This window comes from Microvirga sp. 3-52 (genome assembly GCF_018383585.1).
Classification (GTDB): Bacteria; Pseudomonadota; Alphaproteobacteria; order Rhizobiales; family Beijerinckiaceae; genus Microvirga.
In genome coordinates this window covers 1-19,450 of the sequence record NZ_JAHAMK010000022.1, presented here as the reverse complement: position 1 = coordinate 19,450, position 19,450 = coordinate 1, and the positions used below count along the sequence as shown (strand labels likewise).

Below are 19,450 nucleotides of genomic sequence, written 5' to 3'. Positions count from 1 at the left end.
CATCTCCACCACTCCGTGCAGTGGACGATGGCCCGGGGCATCGAATAACTCAAGTGAATTATCTTATTGACAGTCTCAGGACTCTAGAGGAGCCTTGGTCCTGGAACGGTCCTCTCGAAGACCGCCACCAGAGAAATGTCGGCGCGCCCCGCGCCAGAAGAATGGAGAGGGATATGCGTTTTCGTCACTTGATCGCGAGCGTCGCTTTGGGCGTCGCCACTCTGGCAGCCTCTGGCGCAAGGGCCGTTGAGATCGAATACTGGCAGTATGTCTTCGACACGCGCGTCAAGGCGATGAACCAGTTGATCGCGAAGTTCCAGGAGGCCAATCCGGACATCAAGGTCAAGCAGACCACCTTTCCCTATGCCGATTATCAGACGAAGGTCGCCGCCTCGATCCTTGCCGGTCAAGGACCGGACGTGGTGCAGCTTTTCTATGGCTGGACCGACAATTTCATCGCCGGCAAGATGATCCGCCCTCTGCGGGCCGAAGCCTTCCCGGCCGCAGATATCGAGCGCGACTTCTTCCCGATCGTCAGCGCCATGAAGCGCGGCAACGATTATTATGGCCTGCCGACGGCCGTGCGCTCGTTGGCGCTCTTCTACAACAAGAAGGCCTTCAAGGACGCAGGCCTCGATCCCAACAACCCGCCTAAGACGCTTGAGGAGCTCATCGCGGCCGCCGAGAAAACCACAAAGCGCGACGGCAGCGGCAACATCACTTCCGCCGGCATGACGCTCGACATGACCGGGCAGGATCACCAATGGTGGCGCGAAGTCCTGATCCGCCAGTTCGGCGGCACTCCCTACACCGAGAATGACACCAAGGTCACCTACAACGACGAGGCAGGCCTGAAAGCGCTCACCTTTTACACGGACCTCCAGAAGAAGCATAAGGTCGGTCAAGCTGGCTTCATGGATGAAGGTCAAGCTGCATTCCGCGCTGGCCTCGCCGCTATGACCATCGACGGCACGTTCCGTCTTGGCTCCTTCGGCACGATCAAGAGCTTCGAATGGGGTGTGACCGAGCTTCCCGCCAATGCCCAAGGCGTGCGCAGCAACTATGCGAGCTATTTCGCCAATGCGATCACCACGAAGGCGGAAGGCGAGAAGCTGGCGGCGGCGGAGAAGTTTCTGGCCTATGTCTCCTCTCCGGAAGCCATGAACATCTGGATGGAGGTCGTGGGTGAGTTGCCGGCACGCCGCACCGCGGCTCTCACGCCCGAGAACATCGCGCACCCGATCTATGGCCCGTTCCTCAAGGGGCTGGAATATGCTCACACCACGCTCTTTAAGGACGAACTTGCCCAGCGTCAGGTTGCCATCGACATGGTCAACCGCGTCCTGATCGGCAATGAAGAGCCAAAGGCCTCGCTCGCGAAGGCTGCCGAAGCCGAGCAGGCGATCCTCGACCGCGCCAAGCGCTGATCAAGCGAGCCGCGAGGAACAATCTCATGTCCGTTGTCGCGCATCGAGAGGCCACCACCGGCGGCTTCTGGTCGAGAACGAGCCTTGGCCAGAAACAGCTGATATGGGCATGGGGCTTCCTCGCAGTTCCCCTTCTCTTCTACGTCGTCATTCGCTTCTGGCCGACATTCCAGGCCTTCTACCTGTCGGTGACGGACTGGACCATCACCAAGCCGGCCGAATTCGTCGGGTTGGAGAACTACAAGCGGCTCTTTGCGGACCCGCTCTTCTGGCAGGTGTTTCGCAATACCTTCGTATACCTGATTCTCGGTACGCCGATCAGCCTGATGATCTCGTTCATCGTGGCGTATTATCTCGACCGGGTGAGGTTCATGCACACGTTCATCCGCGCCTTGTATTTTCTGCCGTTTCTCACGACCGCGGCTGCGATGGCATGGGTCTGGCGCTGGTTCTACCAGCCCGTCCCCATCGGCGTGATCAATGACGTCCTCGCAGGTTTCGGCATCCCGCAGCAGCCCTTCCTTCGTTCCACCACTCAGGCGCTGCCGGCAGTTCTTGCGCCGGCCGTCTGGGCGGGCCTCGGCTTCCAGATCATCATCTTCCTCGCCGGACTGCGCGCCATTCCGGTGACCTATTACGAAGCCGCGCGGATCGACGGCCTGTCGGAGGGCGCGATCCTGCGGAAGATCACCCTTCCGCTGCTCAAGCCGACCCTCGTCTTCCTGGTCGTTTTCTCGTCCATCGGCTTCCTGCGCATCTTCGATCAGGTCTACAACATCAACACGAACGATCCCGGTGGCCCGCTGAATTCAACCAAGCCACTTGTGCTGATGATCTATCAGACGGCCTTCAGCTCCTACGAAATGGGCTATGCGGCCGCCCAGACAGTCGTTCTGTTCCTGATCCTGCTCGTGATCTCCCTCGTTCAACTGCGCCTCATGAGAGATCGCTGATGACTCGCGCTGCACCGTCTCAGAGGTCCTCTCTTCCCATGCCGCGTGTCAGGCCTGGCCGCATTATCGCCTGGACGCTCCTGTTCATCGGTGGCGTCATCATGGTAACGCCCCTGCTCTTCATGCTGTCGACCTCCCTCAAGGACGCCTCGCAGGTCTATGATCTGCGCATCATTCCGGCGGCACCGACCTTCGACAATTACATCGAGATCCTGAGCGACGGCCGCTTCACGCGATGGTTCGTCAACTCAATGATCGTGGCGATCATCGTCACGCTCTCGAATGTGTTCTTCGACAGTCTGGTCGGCTATACGCTGGCAAAGTTCCGCTTCCGGGGCCGGTACATCGTCTTTGTCGCCATCCTGTCCACGCTGATGATCCCGACCGAGATGCTTGTGCTCCCGTGGTATCTCATGGCGAGCCAGTTCGGATGGCTCGACAGCTACTGGGGCATCATGTTCCCAGGCATGATGACGGCCTTCGGCACCTTCCTGATGAAACAGTTCTTTGAAGGCATACCGAACGACTTCCTGGAAGCTGCACGGATCGACGGCCTGAACGAATTCGCCATCTGGTGGAAGATTGCAATGCCGCTCGTGACCCCCGCGTTGTCGGCACTCGCGATCTTCACCTTCCTCGGCAACTGGACAGCCTTCTTCTGGCCGCTCATCGTGACGACGAGCGCGGAGCTCTACACGCTGCCGGTTGGGCTCTCCAGCTTCGCGGTAGAGCAATCCATCCAGTGGGAGAAGATCATGACAGGCGCAAGCATCGCCACCCTCCCCACCCTCATCATCTTCCTGTTCCTCCAGCGTTACATCGTCCGAGGCGTGATGCTGGCCGGACTTAAAGGGTGAAGCCGATGACCGCAGGCTCCTTCAACGATACATCCACCTTCCCGGATCCCGTCTACAAGGAGACCGTCCTTCGCCCTCTTTTTGACGGAGCAAAGGACCATCACGTGGACGGATTCCGGCTGATAGACCGGGCGCATCTCGTGATGCTCTACGAAACCGGGATCCTGACCATCGAGCAGGCGCGGCCTATCGCCCAGGCTCTCGAAGCCATCGAGCGCGAGGTCGATGTGAACAGCCTGACTTATACCGGCGAAGTGGAAGACTTCTTCTTCTTCATCGAGAAACAGCTTCGCGCCCGCCTCGGGCCGGATCTCGCAGGGCGCCTACATACGGCACGTTCCCGCAACGACATCGATCACACCCTGTTCAAGCTCGGCCTCAAACATCGCATCGACCCGTTTTTGGCGCGCCTGGTAGGTCTGGCCGAGACCCTCGCGTCCGTGGCGGAACGGGAAAGTCGAACGCTGATCGTTGCCTATACCCACGGGCAGCCGGCGCAGCCGACCGTTTTCGGGCATTATTTGTCCGCCGTTCTCGAGACCCTGCTGCGCGATATTGCCCGCCTGGAAGCGGCCCGAGACATCGTCGACCGGAGCCCGATGGGCGCTGCCGCCATCACCACGAGCGGCTTTCCCATCGATCGCGAACTGATGGCCCACCTGCTCGGCTTCAGCCGCCCTTTGCAGAATTCCTATAGCTGCATCGCATCCATCGATTACATCACATCCACCTATTCGGCCATCGAGCTCATATTCCTGCATCTCGGCCGCTTCATCCAGGATTTGCAGTTCTGGACGAGCTTCGAGGTCGGACAGATCTATGTCCCCAACGCCTTCGTGCAGATCTCGTCGATCATGCCACAGAAGCGCAATCCCGTTCCCATTGAACATATGCGCCACCTCGCGTCGCAAACCGTCGGTCGAGCGCAGGCGATGCTCACGATCATGCACAACACGCCCTTCACCGACATGAACGACAGCGAGGGGGAAAGCCAGGGCTTCGGCTATGGCGCCTTCGAGAGCGGCGGGCGCGTTCTCGACCTGCTCGCCGCGCTGGTTCCCGCGCTGAAGGTCGATGCCGAACGCGTGCGTCAGAACATCCGCCGCAGCTGCATCACGGTGACGGAACTTGCCGACAGCCTCGTGCGCCTGGAAGGTCTATCCTTCCGCGAGGCGCATGAGATTGCCGCCGAGGTCGCACGCGCGGTCGTCGCCATCGGCGGCGACATTGCCAGCGATGGCTATGAGGCTTTTCGTGGAGCCTTCAACCGCTGTACGGGTCGTGACGCGAGCGTCACGCCCGGCCGGTTCGCCGAGATCGTCTCCGCTGAAAACTTCGTGGCCGTGCGCGACCGGTTCGGCGGACCGGCGCCAAGGGCATTGGCTCAGGCGATTGACGGATACGGTCAGGAAATCGCAGGATGCCGTGCGCGAATGCAGGACACAAAGAGCCGTGCCGAGGCATCTGCCCAAGATCTTCAATCCCGTTTCCACGCACTTCTTGGAGCCTGACAATGGCGACTATCGAAATCGATCGCCTCGTCAAGAAGTACGGGCAGACAGCCGTGGTCCACGGCATTGACCTCGCAATTCAGGACGGCGAGTTCGTTGTGCTGGTCGGTCCCTCGGGATGCGGCAAGTCGACCACGCTGCGGATGATCGCCGGTCTCGAGGAGATCAGCAGCGGCCAGATCAGGATCGACGGACGCGTCGTCAACGAGCTCCAGCCCAGGGATCGGAACATCGCCATGGTGTTCCAGAACTATGCCATCTATCCGCATGTGTCCGTTGCCGACAATATCGCCTTCGGTCTTTACCGCTCGAAACTTTCGAAGAGCGAAAAGCGTGCACGGGTGGAGCAGGCGGCAGAAACGCTCGGCCTGTCCCAACTCCTGGACCGCCGCCCGTCGGCGCTGTCGGGCGGCCAACGTCAGCGCGTCGCTATCGGGCGCGCCATGGTCCGGGATCCTGCGGCCTTTCTGTTCGATGAACCCCTTTCCAACCTCGATGCTCAGTTGCGCACCCAGATGCGCATCGAGATCAAGCGACTTCATCATCGGCTTGGCACCACATCCGTGTTCGTGACCCACGATCAGGTCGAGGCCATGACCATGGCCGACAGGATCGTCGTGATGCGTGACGGCAGGATCCTGCAGGTCGGATCACCTCTTGAGCTGTACGAGAAGCCTGTCGACGTCTTCACCGCGCGCTTCATCGGAAGCCCGACGATGAATCTGCTTCCGGCATCGTTGAAGGAGAACCGAGCTGATCTATCGGTAGGCGGCTCCGTCAAAGTCACATCTTTACCGGCATCGTCGCCCGAGATCCTGATCGGAGCTCGTCCTCAGGATTTCACGCCGGGAACATCTGGAAGGCCGGGCCTGTCCGTGTCCGGCACGGTCGTCGTTGTGGAAACGCTCGGCTCCGAGACCCTCGTTCACATCGAGAGTGGCAATCAGACCGTCATCGGCTCGGCACCCGGACGGCACATCCCGAAAATCGGCGAGCAGCTGACCCTGCACGTTCCGGCCGAGAGGCTCTATTACTTCGACAGGGCGACAGAGAAGGCCTTGGCTGCCCAATGACCGCGAAGTCCCTTGAGCGGAACAAGGTTTTGTGCCTTGGACGCACCTATTGCGACATCATCTTCACGGGCCTGCATGACATGCCGGTGCTCGGCCGCGAGCGCTTTGCCAGGGACGTGACCATCGTCGCAGGCGGCGGTGCCTATATCACCGCGGCTCATCTTGCATCCCTTGGCCGGCCAGCAGCATTGCTTACGCGCCTTGGAACCGACCCTCTCTCGCTGGCTCTCGATCCAGAGCTTGAAGCCAGCGGCATCGATCTCGCCCTTGTCGAGCGTTCTCACGACGCAGGGCCCCAGCCGACCGTCGCTCTGGTGAAGGACGGCGAGCGTGCTTTCATTTCCCGACGCGCCGGCACATCCCGACCGGCATCGCTCGAAAAAGCCCTCTCGGTGCCCGATATCGCGCATCTACATATCGCGGAGTTCGCCACGCTCAAGGACAATCCCGACGTGATCGCCATGGCAAAGGGCCAGGGCCTGACCATCTCGCTTGATCCGAGTTGGGATGACCAGCTGATCCGTCGGGATACAGGCTTCTTCGAGATATGTTCAGGAATCGATGTCTTCCTTCCGAATGTCGAGGAGGGAGAGGCGCTGACCGGTGAAAGATCAGCTGAGGCCATCCTGCATCATCTGCAGAAGCATTTTCCGGTGGTTGTCCTGAAACGCGGCGAACACGGCGCCATGGCATCCTGTGGGACTGATTATGTTTCCGCAGAGGCGCTTCCTGTCAACGTGGTCGACACCACGGGAGCGGGCGATGCTTTCAACGCAGGATTCCTGCATTCCTGGCTCGACACCTCCGATATAAGAGGTAGCTTGACCGCCGGGATCAAGGCGGGTGCCCTCTCTGTCCAATCAGCAGGAGGGGCCCCGCCGCGACTGTTGTAAGAGGCGTGCTTCAACTGCCTTTCCCGACCGTCTCCTCACCCCATCGTCTCCGAACGCAGGGGCGATGTCAGCCCAGTGCACAAGCCGTCGCTCACCAACTGCCGACATCTTCTGAAGAGGTCAGGGACAGCCGGTATGATGCACCGAGGTCTCAGTGTCCGGTGAACACGAGGGTCCGGATCGGCAGCACCAGCGCCTGGATGCGCAGGATCATGGCGTGCACGAGCCCGACCGCGTCCACCGCATGGAGCACCACGCCCCTGGTCGCGCCGACCTCACCCGAGGCGATCAGATCGTGGTTGCTGGTGTAGGCGTTGGCGATGCAGGAGCTGCCCGGCGTCACCCCCTCGAGCCCGCCCGCGTGGAGCGGCTCGAGAAACACCAGGATGGTCCCCGGCCGCACCACCTGCTGCGGGTCGATCAGCTGCTCGCCGCCCCGGAACTGGCCGGCCGCGATGAAGTCCTGCACCTGCGTCACCACCATCGGGATCACCGTCCAGGGCTTCGAGATGCACGTGACCTCGGCCACCATCCCGACCTTCATCACCTGCGCCTCGATCTGCCCGAAGCCCGCCTGGATGGCCCTGCGTCCGGCGCCCTGCGGGATCAGCACCCCGGCCGGGCGCATGAACGGGTTGACGATGTCGCCCACCCGCAGGGTGAACTGCTCTACGCGCCCGGTCACGCCGGCGCGCACGACGGTCTTCGCCAGTTCCACCTCGGCCTGCGCCAGGGCGGCTTCGGCGCTGGCCTTCTGGGCCGGCAGGAGCGTGGAGATCTGCGCCTCGGCGGAACTCTTGGCGGCAGTGGTCGCGTCGATCCCGCCCTGGCGCCCCTGCACGGCGACCTGAAGCCGCTCGATGTCCCGGATCGCCACGGCGCCCGGGTTGCGCCGGTAGATCTCCTGCTTGGTCGCCAGCTCGTCCACGGCCTGCTGATGGGCGCTGCGCGCCTCCTGGATCCGGCCCTCGGCCGCGAGAACATCAGTCCGCGCGACGGCCAGTGCCGCATCGGTTTCGGCGATCTTGCGCCGGGCGGCCTCCGCCGCCGCCTCCTGGGTCGAACTGTCGAGCCGGAATATCGGCGCGCCTTGCTTCACCTCGCCGGTCACGCCGTCAACGTAGACCTCGGCGACCCGTCCGTTGGTCTCCGGCAGGATCGGCACCGTCCGGTAGTACAGGGTGGCGCTGGTCGTGGAGGGATGGTTGTAGAAGATCACCGTGATCAGCCCGACCGTGAGCATCAGGCAGGCGATGATGCCCCAGCGCAGCTCGAACCAGACCGAGTAGAGCGTGATCTCGCGGCCGAGCCGCTTGCCCTGGGCATAGCGGCGGAAAAGATAATCCGGCAGGATCGTCAGCAGGGAGCAGAGAAGGAGCTCAAGCATCGGTCCGGTCCTTCGGCATGCGCGGGAGCGTGATGATCTTCGGCACTTCGGCCGTGTCGTCCGGGGCGGGATCGGCGGCGATCGCATCGGGCTCCCCGTCGGCGCCCCGGCCGGGCGGGATGCCGGCGATCGTCTCGAGCGATCCGGCGATCCGGCGCAGGGGCCAGCCGAAATCGGGAATGTCGATCAGGGCGAGCAGCAGGCCGGCGACCCAGAAGAGATGGATGTGGGTGAAGAGGGCGAGCAGGCCGAGCACGGCGACGATCTCGAACTGCAGCTTGTGAGATTTGTGAGCGATGCGCTCGGGCAAGGTGTGCAGGCGCAGGAACAGCAGGCCGATGGCCATCACGGCGATGACCAGCACTACGGCCATGACCACCATGAAGACGTCCGTCTCCCCAGGGCTGACGATGAACGCCGGCAGATGATGCGGAGCCGCAGGATGAAGCGTCGGGTTCATGATAGATCTCCTGTCGAAAGCATTCTCCTGCTCCGCGGCAGCGGATGAGGACGGCGAAGTTGCCACGCGTGTACAGAGGTCTCTTTTCCGGAGCTTACGCCTCCACCAGTCCGTTGCGGATCGCGTAGCGGATCAGGGCCGCGGTCGTGTCGAGGTTGAGCTTGCGCAAGGCCAGGGCGCGATGGGTCTCGACCGTCTTGGTGCTGATGCTCAGGATGTCGGCGATCTGCTTGTTGGTCTTGCCCTCCGCGATCAGTTGTACGACCGCCTTCTCCCGCGCAGTCAGCGCCGATTCGTCCACGCTTCCCTTCGATAGATAGGTTTCGAGCAGAGCTTCGGAGACCTTGCCAGTGAAGAACGGCCTGTGGGCCGCCAGTGCCTCCACCGCCGAGACCAAAAGTGCCTTGGCATCCGACTTGAGCAGGAAGCCGCGGGCGCCGGCCTCAAGGACATCCCGGATTAGGCTGTCGGTGTCGTGCATGGTGAAGATCAACACCTCTACGCCGGGCACGCGGCCCCGGATCTGGCGGGTCGCCTCCACGCCGTTCACCAGAGGCAGCGAGTAATCGAGGATCACGACATCGGGTCGCAGGGCCAGGGCTTGGTCAATGGCCTGCTTGCCGTCCCGGGCCTCGCCGACCACCTCCCAACCCTCATGCCCCTCCAGGATGGTCCGGACGCCAGAGCGGACCACGTCGTGATCGTCTGCGATCAGAATGCGCGTCATCGCAAGACTTCCTCCGACTGGGGTCTGGCGTCCGAGCCCCCGAGTCCCCCGAGCCCCAGAGGCAGGATACACCTTTGGGCCGCCAAACCCATCCGCGCGAAACCCTGAAAGTGCCGGAGGCAGACCCTGAAACTTCAGGAAAGGGCCTGGCCGTCCGCCTTGTCCCGGCTCGACAGCCATGGCATCCGCAAGCTTCCGGCCCGTGATGATGCTCGACCAGTCCCGCGGACGGGGACCATCGCGACGATGCTGGTGCCGCCGCGACCGGTTCGGATCCGCAGCTCGCCGTCGAACTGCTCCAGGCGGGCTCGCATGCCTGCAACGCCAACGCCGAGCCGGATCGGTCCTTCCAGCCGGGCAGCACCGGTGATCCCGCGCCCATTGTCGCGGATGCGCACGACCAAGCGACCGGAGACAATGCGGGCATCGACCGACACGTGCGAGGCGCCGGCGTGCCGATGCACGTTGGTGAGGGCCTCCTGCATCACGCGCAGGATCGTCCGCTGGAGGTCCGGCGGCAGATCGTCCACCTCCTCCGAAATGCGAATCCGGGCAACGAGTCCCGTTCGCCCCGCAAAGCCTTCGGCAAAATCCCGCAACGTGGCCTGCAGGCCGTCCTTCTCCAGGTTCGGTGGATGCAGCAGGTAGGTGAAAATACGCAGCTCCCGCAGCGCCTCCGTCAGCAGGCCTTCGACCTCCCTCAGGGTCTTGTGGCCCGCCGGGCTTTGCCGAACCTCCGCCTCGAGGCCCGACAGTCCGAGGTTTGCCGCCACAAGGTGCTGCGCCGTCGAGTCGTGCAGCTCGCGGGCGATGCGTTGCCGCTCCTCCTCCTGGAGGGCGAGCAACTGCCCGGACAGCTCGCTGACCTTGTTGTTCGCGCCAGCGACCTGATCGGACAGCGTTCGGAGCGGCTGCTCCACCTGACGGGCCGTGAACAGCGCGGCGAGGCCGCCGGCCAGAAGGAGGAAGGCCGCCATCCCGGCCATCTGGCGCAGGGCGCCCGCGACGGGAGCGTTCACACCGGAAAGCGGGACCGCGACCATGGTCGTCCAGTTCGTGGCTCCGGAATTGCGGTATGCGACCAGGATCGGGATGCCGCGCTCGTCGACATCCTCGATCAAGCCCTCGACCGTCTCGTTCCCGTTTGCGGTGGCGAGGCGCGCGGCAAGGGCGACTGGCATGGGAACCCGCGACGATGTCTCGGCTCCCCTCGTAGTCACGATGGGCTGGAGCTTGCGGTCGTAGACGCCTCGCGTCGATGCCGCAGGGACGTCCTGGCTTCCCAGGATGGCTCCGAGGCGATCCTGCGACAGGACGGTGGTGATGAAGCCTTTCATCGTGCCGTCGTCGTGGTTGATCCGCAGGCTGAGCGCGATGATCGTCGTTCCGGGCTTCGCGAGGCTAGCCATGCGGCCCGACACCGTCCACCCGCGCTCCCGCACCCGGTTTAGGGCTTCCGGATAGGTCGGGAAGTCCCGGTGCCGCGGGAGCGCCGCCCCGAACGGCCGGAGGGTGTTGACGACCTGACCGTCCAGATCCTGAAGGATCAGCCAGGATCCGTCGGGGATCGGCGTTGCCTTGAGCTGGTCGTAGAAGCCCCTGGCGTCGCCGGACTTCAGGGCCGGCGACGAGGACAGGCCCTTCAGCAGGGCGTTGCCTGCTGCCACCTCCTGGTCGAACGCAAACGACAGCGCAATCGCGTTCCCCAGGGTATGCTCCCGGACGATCTGGCGCTCATGCCGGGCATTCGATAGCAGCAGCGCCGCCGCGACAACGCAGGTCACCACGATGATGGCCGCGAAGATCAGGGCGACGCGGCCCCGCAAGCGGGTCGGCACGCCCGGGAGCGAGCGCGCAACTATCGGCACGGTGCCATCGCTCATGACGGCGACCTCCGGCCGCAAGGGCAACGCAACAGGATCGGGGCCGCGACGGGGCCCTCGCTCCGATAACATACGTTAAACCCTGAGCCCACCTGCTGTCGACCTACCATAGGCGGACGCACCCGCTCGGTTGGCTATGCGTCGGTCCGCAGATCAGGGAGAGGCGGAAATCAGGGTCTGCCTCCATCATTTTCAGGAGAGACCCTGATAGCCCGATGACTGGGCGCTGGACGATACTGCGGTCCTGCCAGGACAGGAGCAACATCCATGTCGCAGGCCACACTTCGGCACCATCACGGCCACGGGCAAACAGAGCCTTCATACGCCGACATGATCCGCATCTCCGGCGGCACATTTCGCATGGGCTCGGACAGGCATTATCCGGAAGAGGCGCCAGTCCATCGCGTCACTGTGGATGGCTTCCTCATCGACCGCACACCGGTCACCAACCGTCAGTTCCGCGACTTCGTTCGCGCCACCGGACACGTCACCTTCGCCGAGAAGCGACCCGATCCGAAGGACTATCCCGGGGCCCCTCCGCACATGCTCTATGCGGGCTCGCTCGTCTTCTCGCCACCCGATCATCCGGTCGATCTTCGGGACTGGAGCCAGTGGTGGATCCTGCTCAAGGGCGCCGACTGGCGGCATCCCACTGGCCCGAAGAGCAATATCCACGGCCTCGACAATCATCCGGTCGTGCATGTCGCCTATGCCGATGCACTCGCCTATGCCCGTTGGGCCGGCAAGTACCTGCCGACCGAAGCCGAGTGGGAATTCGCGGCGCGCGGTGGACTGGACCAGGCGGAGTTTGCCTGGGGCGACGAACTCACGCCGGACGGACGCCAGATGGCGAACACGTGGCAGGGCGCCTTCCCGTTCCAGAATCTCGCGCAGGACGGCTTCGAGCGCACGTCGCCGGTCACCGCCTTTCCGCCCAATGCTTATGGCCTCTACGACATGATCGGCAATGTCTGGGAATGGACCAGTGACTTCTACGCCCCAAAGCATCCGACCGACGCTCCCAAGGCCTGCTGCATTCCCGAGAACCCGCGCGGCGGAGATGAAGGCCAGAGCTATGACCCCTGCCAGCCGCAAACGCGGATCCCTCGCCGGGTGTTGAAGGGCGGCTCACACCTGTGCGCCCCTAATTACTGCCGTCGCTACCGTCCGGCAGCGCGTCACCCGCAGCCGGTCGATACCTCGACGAGCCATGTCGGCTTCCGCTGCATCATCAGAGAGAGAGGAAGATCCCATGACCAGTGATCGTGCGTCCTCACAAATGCCGGGCGGACGTTTCCGCCTCCGGCGCAGGCGGGCCAAGGCTGCCCTCGTCGGAGCCACGGCCCTGGTCTCGGCGACAATGGCCGTCCCGACCTTCGCCCAGACCCCGCAGCCGCAGAAGCCCAACATCGTGCTGATCGTCTCCGACGATACAGGTTACGGCGATCTTGGCGCCTACGGCGGCGGCCCCGGACGCGGCATGCCGACGCCCAATCTTGATCGGCTCTCCAACGAGGGCATGACCTTCTTCTCGTTCTATGCCCAGCCGAGCTGCACCCCGGGCCGCGCCGCGATGCAGACCGGACGCATTCCGAACCGCAGCGGCATGACCACCGTAGCGTTCCAGGGCCAGGGCGGCGGCCTGCCGGCAGCCGAGTGGACCTTGGGCTCGGTGCTCAAGCAGGCGGGCTACCGGACGTTCTTCACCGGCAAGTGGCACCTTGGCGAGGCCGATTATGCCCTGCCCAATGCCCAGGGCTATGACGAGATGAAGTACTGCGGTCTCTACCACCTCAACGCCTACACCTATGCCGATCCGACCTGGTTCCCAGACATGCCCCCGGAGCTGCGGGCGACGTTCCAGCGGGTGACCAAGGGCACGCTGTCGGGCAATGCCGGGCAGCCGGCGCGGGAGGAGTTCAAGGTCAACGGCCAGTACGTGAACACACCCGTGATCAACGGCAAGGAAGGCGTCGTCGGGATCCCGTTCTTCGACGAGTATGTCGAGAAAGCCTCGCTCGATTATCTCGACCGGGCGGCGCAGTCGCGAGAGCCGTTCTTCATGAGCATCAACTTCATGAAGGTGCACCAGCCCAACATGCCGGCGCCGGAGTTCGAGCACAAGTCGTTGTCGAAGAGCAAGTACGCCGACTCGGTGGTCGAGCTCGACGCTCGGATCGGGCGCATCATGGACAAGATCCGGCAGGTCGGCGGCAACAACACGCTCGTGTTCTACACCACGGACAACGGTGCCTGGCAGGATGTCTATCCGGATGCCGGCTACACCCCGTTCCGCGGCACCAAGGGCACCCTGCGCGAGGGCGGCAACCGCGTGCCGGCAATGGCATGGTGGCCGGGCCGGATCGCGCCCAACACCAAGAACCATGAGATCCTCGGCGGCCTCGACCTGATGGCGACGTTCGCGTCGGTTGCAGGCACGAAACTGCCGGAGAGGGACCGCGAGGGCCAGCCGATCATCTTCGACAGCCAGGACATGACGCCGGTGCTGTTCGGGACGGGCCAGTCGCCGCGGAAGTCATGGTTCTACTTCACCGAGAACGAGCTGTCGCCGGGCGCGGTCCGTGTCAACAACTACAAGTTCCTGTTCAACCTGCGGGGCGACGACGGCGCCTCCACCGGCGGCCTCGCGGTCGACACCAATCTCGGCTGGAAGGGTGCCGAGAAGTACGTCGCCACGGTCCCGCAGGTCTTCGACCTCTTCCAGGATCCGCAGGAGCGCTACGACATCTTCATGAACAACTTCACCGAACGCACCTGGATGGGCGTGGTTATGGAGCAGGAACTCAAGAAGGTGATGAAGACCTATGTCGAGTATCCGCCGCGGAAAGTGCAGAGCTACGGCTACACCGGCCCGATCACACTCTCCGACTACGAGCGCTTGCAGACCGTCCGCGAGGTGCTCGCCAAGGAAGGCGTCAACGTGCCGATGCCCACCGGCAACTGACCTGATTGGGGAGGGCTGTGCCCTGCATGGCCCTCCCCGCATTTCGACCTAAGCCGAGAAACCTCGATCATGGACTGGTTCAGATCGACGTGCCCATCACGCGCGCTGGAGTGAGCCGTTCGAAAGCAAGAGGATCAACAATGCACCGTGTCATTTTGCTCGCTGTTCTCCTCGGTCTGGTGGCGGTCACGTCCAGCCGCGCTCAGAACCAGGATTCTGGGCCCCCACCGCGCCAGGGCGAAATCACGATCCCTTCGGAAAGAACCCTTGAGCGGGACGCCGTGACGTCGCCGAAAAACGAGTTCTCGACGAACGACGCGGCCGCCGCCCGGCAGATGGAGCGGCAAAACAGGCAGATCGACCGCAAGGTCATGAAAGGCATCTGCACGGATTGCTGAGGAAAATCGCAGTTCGGAAATCGAGGAGGAAACGGCGATGAGAATTCTACTGTCAGCCCTTATACTCGCTTCAGTCACGACAACGGCGATGGCGCAGGCTGGACCGCCGACGTCGCAGCGAACCTGCTCTGCCAACCGCCAACTTGTCATGAGGGACGGCGCCGTCGTCCTCGATACCGGGCCCTCGACCTATGCCCGCTTCGTCAGAAGCGGCGCCGAATGCACGGTCGACCAGTTCCCCGAACCGGCATGGGTGCCGAGCTCGAACAATCCGCAATGCTTCATCGGCTACCGCTGCAAGGATGGGTCCGACGACTCCTGACGCGGTGCATTGCACGACCCGATTGATTGGAAGCCCCAAGGGAGGCGCACATGCACGTTCGGTTATTCCGGTTCGCGGCGATGGCCCTAGTCATTGCGTGGGCCTCCACGGCGGTCGCCCAGACTGATCCGCTGCCGTCATGGAACGACGGCCCGTCAAAGCAGGCGATCGTCGCCTTCGTCACCGACGTGACCCGGGAGGGATCGCCGGACTTCGTTCCGCCTGCGGAGCGGATCGCCACGTTCGACAACGACGGGACGTTGTGGATCGAGCAGCCGATCTACGTGCAGTTCGCCTATGCGCTCGACCGGGTGAAGGCGCTGGCGCCGCAGCATCCGGAGTGGAAGAATACACAGCCCTTCAAGGCGGTGCTCGAAGGCGACATGGCGGCACTCGCCGCGGCTGGCGAGAAAGGAGCGGTTGAGATCGTTGCCGTGACGCATGCGGGCATGACGCCGGAGGAGTTCCGGCAAGGCGTCAAGGAGTGGCTCGTGACCGCCAAGCACCCGCGCTTCGACCGCCGCTGTGACGAACTCGTGTACCAGCCCATGCTGGAGGTTCTGACCTACCTGCGCGCCAACGGATTCAAGACCTACATCACGTCCGGCGGCGGAGCCGAGTTCATCCGGGCCTTTGCCGAAGAGCGCTACGGCATCCCACCCGAGCAGGTCATCGGCTCACGCATCGTCACCAAGTTCGAGCGCCGCGACGGCAAACCCATCCTGTTCCGCCTGCCGCAGGTCGACTTCATCGATGATGGCCCCGGCAAGCCGGTCGGCATCAACCAGGAGATCGGCCGGCGGCCGATCGCCGCCTTCGGGAACTCGGATGGTGATCTCGAGATGCTGCAATGGACGACCGAGGCCGGCAAGCGCAGGCTCGGTCTCGTGGTGCATCATACCGATGCGGAGCGGGAATATGCCTACGATCGCCAGTCGCATGTGGGAAAGCTCGACAAGGCGCTTGATGCTGCAGCGTTGGATCGTTGGGTTGTCGTCGACATGAAACGTGACTGGAAGTCCGTCTTCCCGCCTTATCCCTAGTGCTTCAAGCGACGGGAAACGATCCGCTGCGGAGAGGTCCTCACTGGTGGCGTTGTACCAGCCGAAGAGGAACACCGCCTGCAGCACCGCCGCTCCCTCCCCTTCGCGGCGGACCTGCGTGTCCCGCCACAGGTCGAAGGTCGGCGCGCCGTGGATGTGCTCCTGGCCGATGTTCATGACGCCCGTATAGCCGATTTCTCAGATCCTTCATCAGACTGGGACAGAACGCGGATGCGTTCTGCTGGATGACGACCCGGTTGCGCGTGGTCAGAGCGGAATGGGAGTTGCGCCGCACCCGTGACATGAGCCCCGGCAGGCAGGGCCTTGCGTCTCAAGCCCGCCAATTTCCTCATCCTGCCGCGTCAGCAGCTGCTCCACGATGGGCGCCGCCGTGCCCCGCAGGTTCTGGCGCGCGAGCTTGCGCTGGCGGCCAAGGGCCTTGCGGTCGCGTCCGAACGGCGCGTAGACCACAAGGCCGATTCCGGGCAGGGTCAGGAATAGCAGCATCCAGGCGAGGGTTGCCTGAGGGCGCCTGCTCTCCAGAACGATGAAGTTGCCGGTGAGCAGCGCATAAGCAGCAAAGAACCAGCCGAGGGCAGCAGTCCAAGTCCTAGGCGCACCCTTCATGGAAGAGGCGCTTCATCATGAGGGTTCGAGCGACGCCCAGAACTCCGCATCCTTGCTCATGCGGTCAAGCTCCAGCAAACGAGAACCCATTGCACGTCTATCCCTTGCCGCTCCTTGCTTCCATCAGAACCTTTATGCTGTCGAGCGAGTTCGCCACTGCGATAGCACGATCCCATTCGTCAAGTCGGTAACGGTGAGTGACGATTCCTTTCGAGGTGACCAGTCCACGAGACAGCAGGTTGATGGCAATAGGATAGCAATAGGGTCCGAGATGGGCGCCCCGAATATCGAGTTCCTTGCGGTCGCCGATGATCGACCAATCAACCGTCGCGGGTGCGCCGAAGACGGAGAACTCGACAAAGCGACCGAGCTTGCGGATGAGATTGAGCCCCTGCTCGACACCGGTCGGCGAGCCGGTTGCCTCGATATAGACGTCGCAGCCATAGCCGTCGGTCACGGACCGGACGACCGCCAGGGCATCCTGCTCGCGCGGATTGATGATCACATCCGCGCCGAATGACTTCGCGAGTTGAAGCCGCTCATCGATCATATCGATGACAATGAGGAGTTTCGGCGTCTTGAGCTTCGCCACCTGAACCATCATGAGGCCGATAGGGCCCGACCCGGCGATCACCACGACGTCGTCGAGCTGTATATCGCCTCGATTGACTGTGTGGATCGCACACGACAAAGGTTCGATGATCGCCGCGTCGTCCGCTGGGATTCCCTCGTCGATTTTGTGCACGCGGGCGGTGCGCGGTATGCGCATATATTCGGCCATCCCACCATCCGCCACGACACGCTGGAAACCGAAGATGTTGTGGACCTCGCACATCCAGTACTTCCCGGTCCGGCAGAAGCGGCATTGATCGCAGGGCACGATCTGCTCCGCGATGACACGGTCGCCGATCCTGACGCCGAAATGCTCCGCCGCGCCCGAGCCCAGTTCATCCACATGGCCATAGAATTCGTGCCCTGGGATCACCGGGGGCTTCACATACGGGTTGTCACCTCCCCAGAACATCGCGGCGCCCGACCAGCACTTGCAGTCGCTGGCGCAGATGCCGCAGGACGCGATGCGCAGCACCATCTCGCGCTCTCCCGGCACGGGACGCTCTACCTGCGCGACGCGGTAATCCTCCGGGCCGTGACAGACGATTGCGGTCATTCTCCGGTTGGAACGTTGAGAATTGCCGTCGCTGAGTGTCATCGGTGCGTCTCCTGTCTCTGTTTTTATTGTCAGAATCGATACGCAAATGGGACCAGATCTCTTGTGCTTCACCGGAGCCTGTCATATCGGGACGGACGCTGCGAAGGACGATTTCAGGTCGCAATATGGCCAGCTTAACAAAGCACGCCTGGGCAGAAGCGCGACCGGCGACGGAAAGGCTGCCGATCCTGCCGCCGCCAGCCTCCAGGGCATTGAGTCCGTGGGCCAGAGCGAAGGTCATTCCTCTTCCCGAGAAGGCTTGTGGGATGTGCAAGCGATAGAGTGTGCCATTTCATCTGAATCCGGCGAAGGCCTCCGCCGGCTCGCCCTTGAGATCAGTTGATCATGAAGCCGCCGTCGACCGGCATTGCCAAGCCGTTCAGCATCGCGGCCCGATCACTCAGCAGGTAGAGGATTACCTCCGCGACATCTTCAGGATCGGCAAATCGCCCGAGAGGAATGCGCGCGAGCATCCTGGCAGCCTTGTCGGGGTCGCTCCAAGCCTTGGTCGCCATCGGCGTCAGGGTGACTGTCGGATTGATGGCATTCACCCGGATCCTATGGCGGCCCAGCTCGTTGGCCATCACGCGTGTGAGGGCATCGAGGGCGCCCTTCGAGGCACAATAGGCCGCATGGTCGGCAAACCCGATGAAGGACGACACCGACGAGACATTGACGATCGCCCCCGGCAAGCCACGATTCACGCGGTCCCGCGCATATTCCTGAGCGACGATCATGGGCGCGCGCGTATTGACCGTGTAAATCAAATCGAACGTTTCCGTAGTCACGTCGAGGAAGGGATCGAGCGCGGTTGTTCCCGCACAGTTTACCAGGTAGTCGACAGGCAAGGCGGCGTGCGCGGCTTCCCGCGTGGCCGCCGCGTCGGCCAGATCGACGACGATGGAGCGGCAGCCGATTTCACCCTCCAAACTGTCAAGATCCTCTTTCGTGCGTGTCATCGCCACTACCTGCGCACCACGCTCGGCAAGAAGTTTCGCCGTCGACCGGCCAATCCCCTTCCCTGCCCCTGTCACAAGAACACTCTTTCCCTGGAAGTCCATGTTCGTTCCTCACCAACACATCAACCTGCGATCTAGTCGCACGAAACTGCATACCCTTTTCGGAAGCCCCCGGATTTCCACCGCCGCGGCGACCTTCAGGCCAGTCTCTGCCCGGAGGCCTTGTCGAACAGGTGAACTCTTTCCGGATCGAAACGGATGTCCAGTCGCTCGCCCGGATGCGGGGCAATCCGCTCTCGGAAGACGCCGACCAGCGGGTTTTCGCCCAGCTTCATGAACGCTTGCGTCTCCGACCCTGTCGGCTCGATCACGGAGACGTGCGCTGCAGGGCCACCGTGCCCGAGAGAGATATGCTCCGGCCGGATGCCGTAGGCCACCCGCTGCCCATCCCGAAGCAGACGCGGGGCAACCGAAACCGGAAGGGCGATGCCGTCCTGTGTCATCACAATAGGCTCGCCATTCGTGATCGAGACCTGGCCGTCGATCAAGTTCATGGCGGGGGAGCCGATGAATCCTGCGACGAAGAGGTTGGCCGGGCGGTCGTAGAGGTCGAGCGGCGCGCCGACCTGCTCGACCACGCCGTCATGCATCACCACGATCTTGTCGGCCATGGTCATGGCCTCGATCTGGTCGTGCGTCACGTAGATCGTGGTGGTCTTCAGCCGCTGGTGCAGGGCCTTGATCTCCGTGCGCAT

19 protein-coding genes are annotated in these 19,450 nt (G+C 63.0%); 11 read left to right on the top strand and 8 right to left on the bottom strand.

Going from position 1 to position 19,450, the window contains the following annotated elements; translation table 11 throughout:
- The first annotated feature begins 161 nt into the window (after positions 1 to 161).
- Genes KHP60_RS16545 through KHP60_RS16520 form a run of 6 tightly spaced genes read left to right on the top strand, consistent with a single transcriptional unit; the run spans position 162 to position 6,714 of the window.
- The gene (locus KHP60_RS16545; RefSeq protein ID WP_409366291.1) at positions 162 to 1,427 is read left to right on the top strand and encodes an extracellular solute-binding protein; all 1,266 of its coding nucleotides are present in this window, start codon (positions 162 to 164) and stop codon (positions 1,425 to 1,427) included.
- Between the two features lie 26 nt (positions 1,428 to 1,453).
- Positions 1,454 to 2,380 carry a carbohydrate ABC transporter permease gene (locus KHP60_RS16540; protein ID WP_213565430.1) on the top strand — a complete coding sequence of 309 codons (927 nt, stop codon included), beginning with the start codon at positions 1,454 to 1,456 and terminating at the stop codon, positions 2,378 to 2,380.
- Positions 2,380 to 3,237 (top strand): carbohydrate ABC transporter permease, encoded by an 858-nt coding sequence (locus KHP60_RS16535; protein WP_213565429.1) that lies wholly within the window; start codon positions 2,380 to 2,382, stop codon positions 3,235 to 3,237. The genes KHP60_RS16540 and KHP60_RS16535 overlap by 1 nt, the downstream gene beginning before the upstream one ends.
- Positions 3,238 to 3,242: 5 nt before the next feature.
- Positions 3,243 to 4,748 carry an argininosuccinate lyase gene (gene argH, locus KHP60_RS16530; RefSeq protein WP_213565428.1) on the top strand — a complete coding sequence of 502 codons (1,506 nt, stop codon included), beginning with the start codon at positions 3,243 to 3,245 and terminating at the stop codon, positions 4,746 to 4,748.
- Between the two features lie 2 nt (positions 4,749 to 4,750).
- The gene (locus KHP60_RS16525) at positions 4,751 to 5,821 is read left to right on the top strand and encodes an ABC transporter ATP-binding protein (protein ID WP_213565427.1); all 1,071 of its coding nucleotides are present in this window, start codon (positions 4,751 to 4,753) and stop codon (positions 5,819 to 5,821) included.
- A complete protein-coding gene (locus KHP60_RS16520; protein ID WP_213565426.1) occupies positions 5,818 to 6,714 on the top strand; it encodes a carbohydrate kinase family protein in 897 nt (298 codons plus the stop codon). Before KHP60_RS16525 ends, KHP60_RS16520 begins: the two co-directional genes overlap by 4 nt.
- Positions 6,715 to 6,865: 151 nt before the next feature.
- Here the strand turns inward: KHP60_RS16520 and KHP60_RS16515 are convergent, their stop codons facing one another.
- From KHP60_RS16515 to KHP60_RS16500, 4 genes are all read right to left on the bottom strand, one after another.
- On the bottom strand, positions 6,866 to 8,101 hold the full coding sequence (locus KHP60_RS16515) for an HlyD family secretion protein (protein WP_213565425.1): 1,236 nt from the start codon (positions 8,099 to 8,101) through the stop codon (positions 6,866 to 6,868).
- Positions 8,094 to 8,561: a DUF3302 domain-containing protein gene (locus tag KHP60_RS16510; protein WP_213565424.1), complete on the bottom strand. Its 468-nt coding sequence runs from the start codon at positions 8,559 to 8,561 to the stop codon at positions 8,094 to 8,096. The genes KHP60_RS16515 and KHP60_RS16510 overlap by 8 nt, the downstream gene beginning before the upstream one ends.
- Before the next feature lie 94 nt (positions 8,562 to 8,655).
- Positions 8,656 to 9,288, bottom strand: a complete 633-nt coding sequence (locus tag KHP60_RS16505; protein WP_213565423.1) for a response regulator transcription factor — start codon at positions 9,286 to 9,288, stop codon at positions 8,656 to 8,658.
- Between the two features lie 134 nt (positions 9,289 to 9,422).
- Positions 9,423 to 11,171 (bottom strand): histidine kinase, encoded by a 1,749-nt coding sequence (locus tag KHP60_RS16500; RefSeq protein ID WP_213565422.1) that lies wholly within the window; start codon positions 11,169 to 11,171, stop codon positions 9,423 to 9,425.
- A 330-nt stretch (positions 11,172 to 11,501) separates the two neighbouring features.
- Here KHP60_RS16500 and KHP60_RS16495 point away from each other — a divergent pair, with 330 nt between their 5' ends.
- From KHP60_RS16495 to KHP60_RS16475, 5 genes are all read left to right on the top strand, one after another.
- Complete coding sequence (locus KHP60_RS16495; protein ID WP_213565487.1) at positions 11,502 to 12,434, top strand: formylglycine-generating enzyme family protein; 933 nt, start codon at positions 11,502 to 11,504, stop codon at positions 12,432 to 12,434.
- Positions 12,424 to 14,136, top strand: a complete 1,713-nt coding sequence (locus tag KHP60_RS16490; protein WP_213565421.1) for an arylsulfatase — start codon at positions 12,424 to 12,426, stop codon at positions 14,134 to 14,136. Before KHP60_RS16495 ends, KHP60_RS16490 begins: the two co-directional genes overlap by 11 nt.
- Positions 14,137 to 14,276: 140 nt before the next feature.
- Positions 14,277 to 14,534, top strand: coding sequence for a hypothetical protein (locus KHP60_RS16485; protein ID WP_213565420.1), 258 nt, complete (start codon positions 14,277 to 14,279; stop codon positions 14,532 to 14,534).
- A 37-nt stretch (positions 14,535 to 14,571) separates the two neighbouring features.
- The gene (locus KHP60_RS16480) at positions 14,572 to 14,856 is read left to right on the top strand and encodes a hypothetical protein (protein ID WP_213565419.1); all 285 of its coding nucleotides are present in this window, start codon (positions 14,572 to 14,574) and stop codon (positions 14,854 to 14,856) included.
- A 50-nt stretch (positions 14,857 to 14,906) separates the two neighbouring features.
- Positions 14,907 to 15,899, top strand: coding sequence for an HAD family phosphatase (locus tag KHP60_RS16475; protein ID WP_213565418.1), 993 nt, complete (start codon positions 14,907 to 14,909; stop codon positions 15,897 to 15,899).
- A gap of 267 nt (positions 15,900 to 16,166) precedes the next feature.
- Here KHP60_RS16475 and KHP60_RS16470 read toward each other — a convergent pair whose 3' ends face one another.
- From KHP60_RS16470 to KHP60_RS16455, 4 genes are all read right to left on the bottom strand, one after another.
- Positions 16,167 to 16,526: a PLDc N-terminal domain-containing protein gene (locus KHP60_RS16470; RefSeq protein WP_213565417.1), complete on the bottom strand. Its 360-nt coding sequence runs from the start codon at positions 16,524 to 16,526 to the stop codon at positions 16,167 to 16,169.
- Positions 16,527 to 16,623: 97 nt separating this feature from the next.
- A complete protein-coding gene (locus KHP60_RS16465) occupies positions 16,624 to 17,736 on the bottom strand; it encodes an alcohol dehydrogenase catalytic domain-containing protein (protein ID WP_213565416.1) in 1,113 nt (370 codons plus the stop codon).
- A gap of 335 nt (positions 17,737 to 18,071) precedes the next feature.
- Complete coding sequence (locus KHP60_RS16460; RefSeq protein ID WP_213565415.1) at positions 18,072 to 18,797, bottom strand: SDR family oxidoreductase; 726 nt, start codon at positions 18,795 to 18,797, stop codon at positions 18,072 to 18,074.
- A 95-nt stretch (positions 18,798 to 18,892) separates the two neighbouring features.
- Positions 18,893 to 19,450: ABC transporter ATP-binding protein (locus tag KHP60_RS16455; RefSeq protein WP_213565414.1), on the bottom strand; the 558-nt coding region annotated here is incomplete at its 5' end.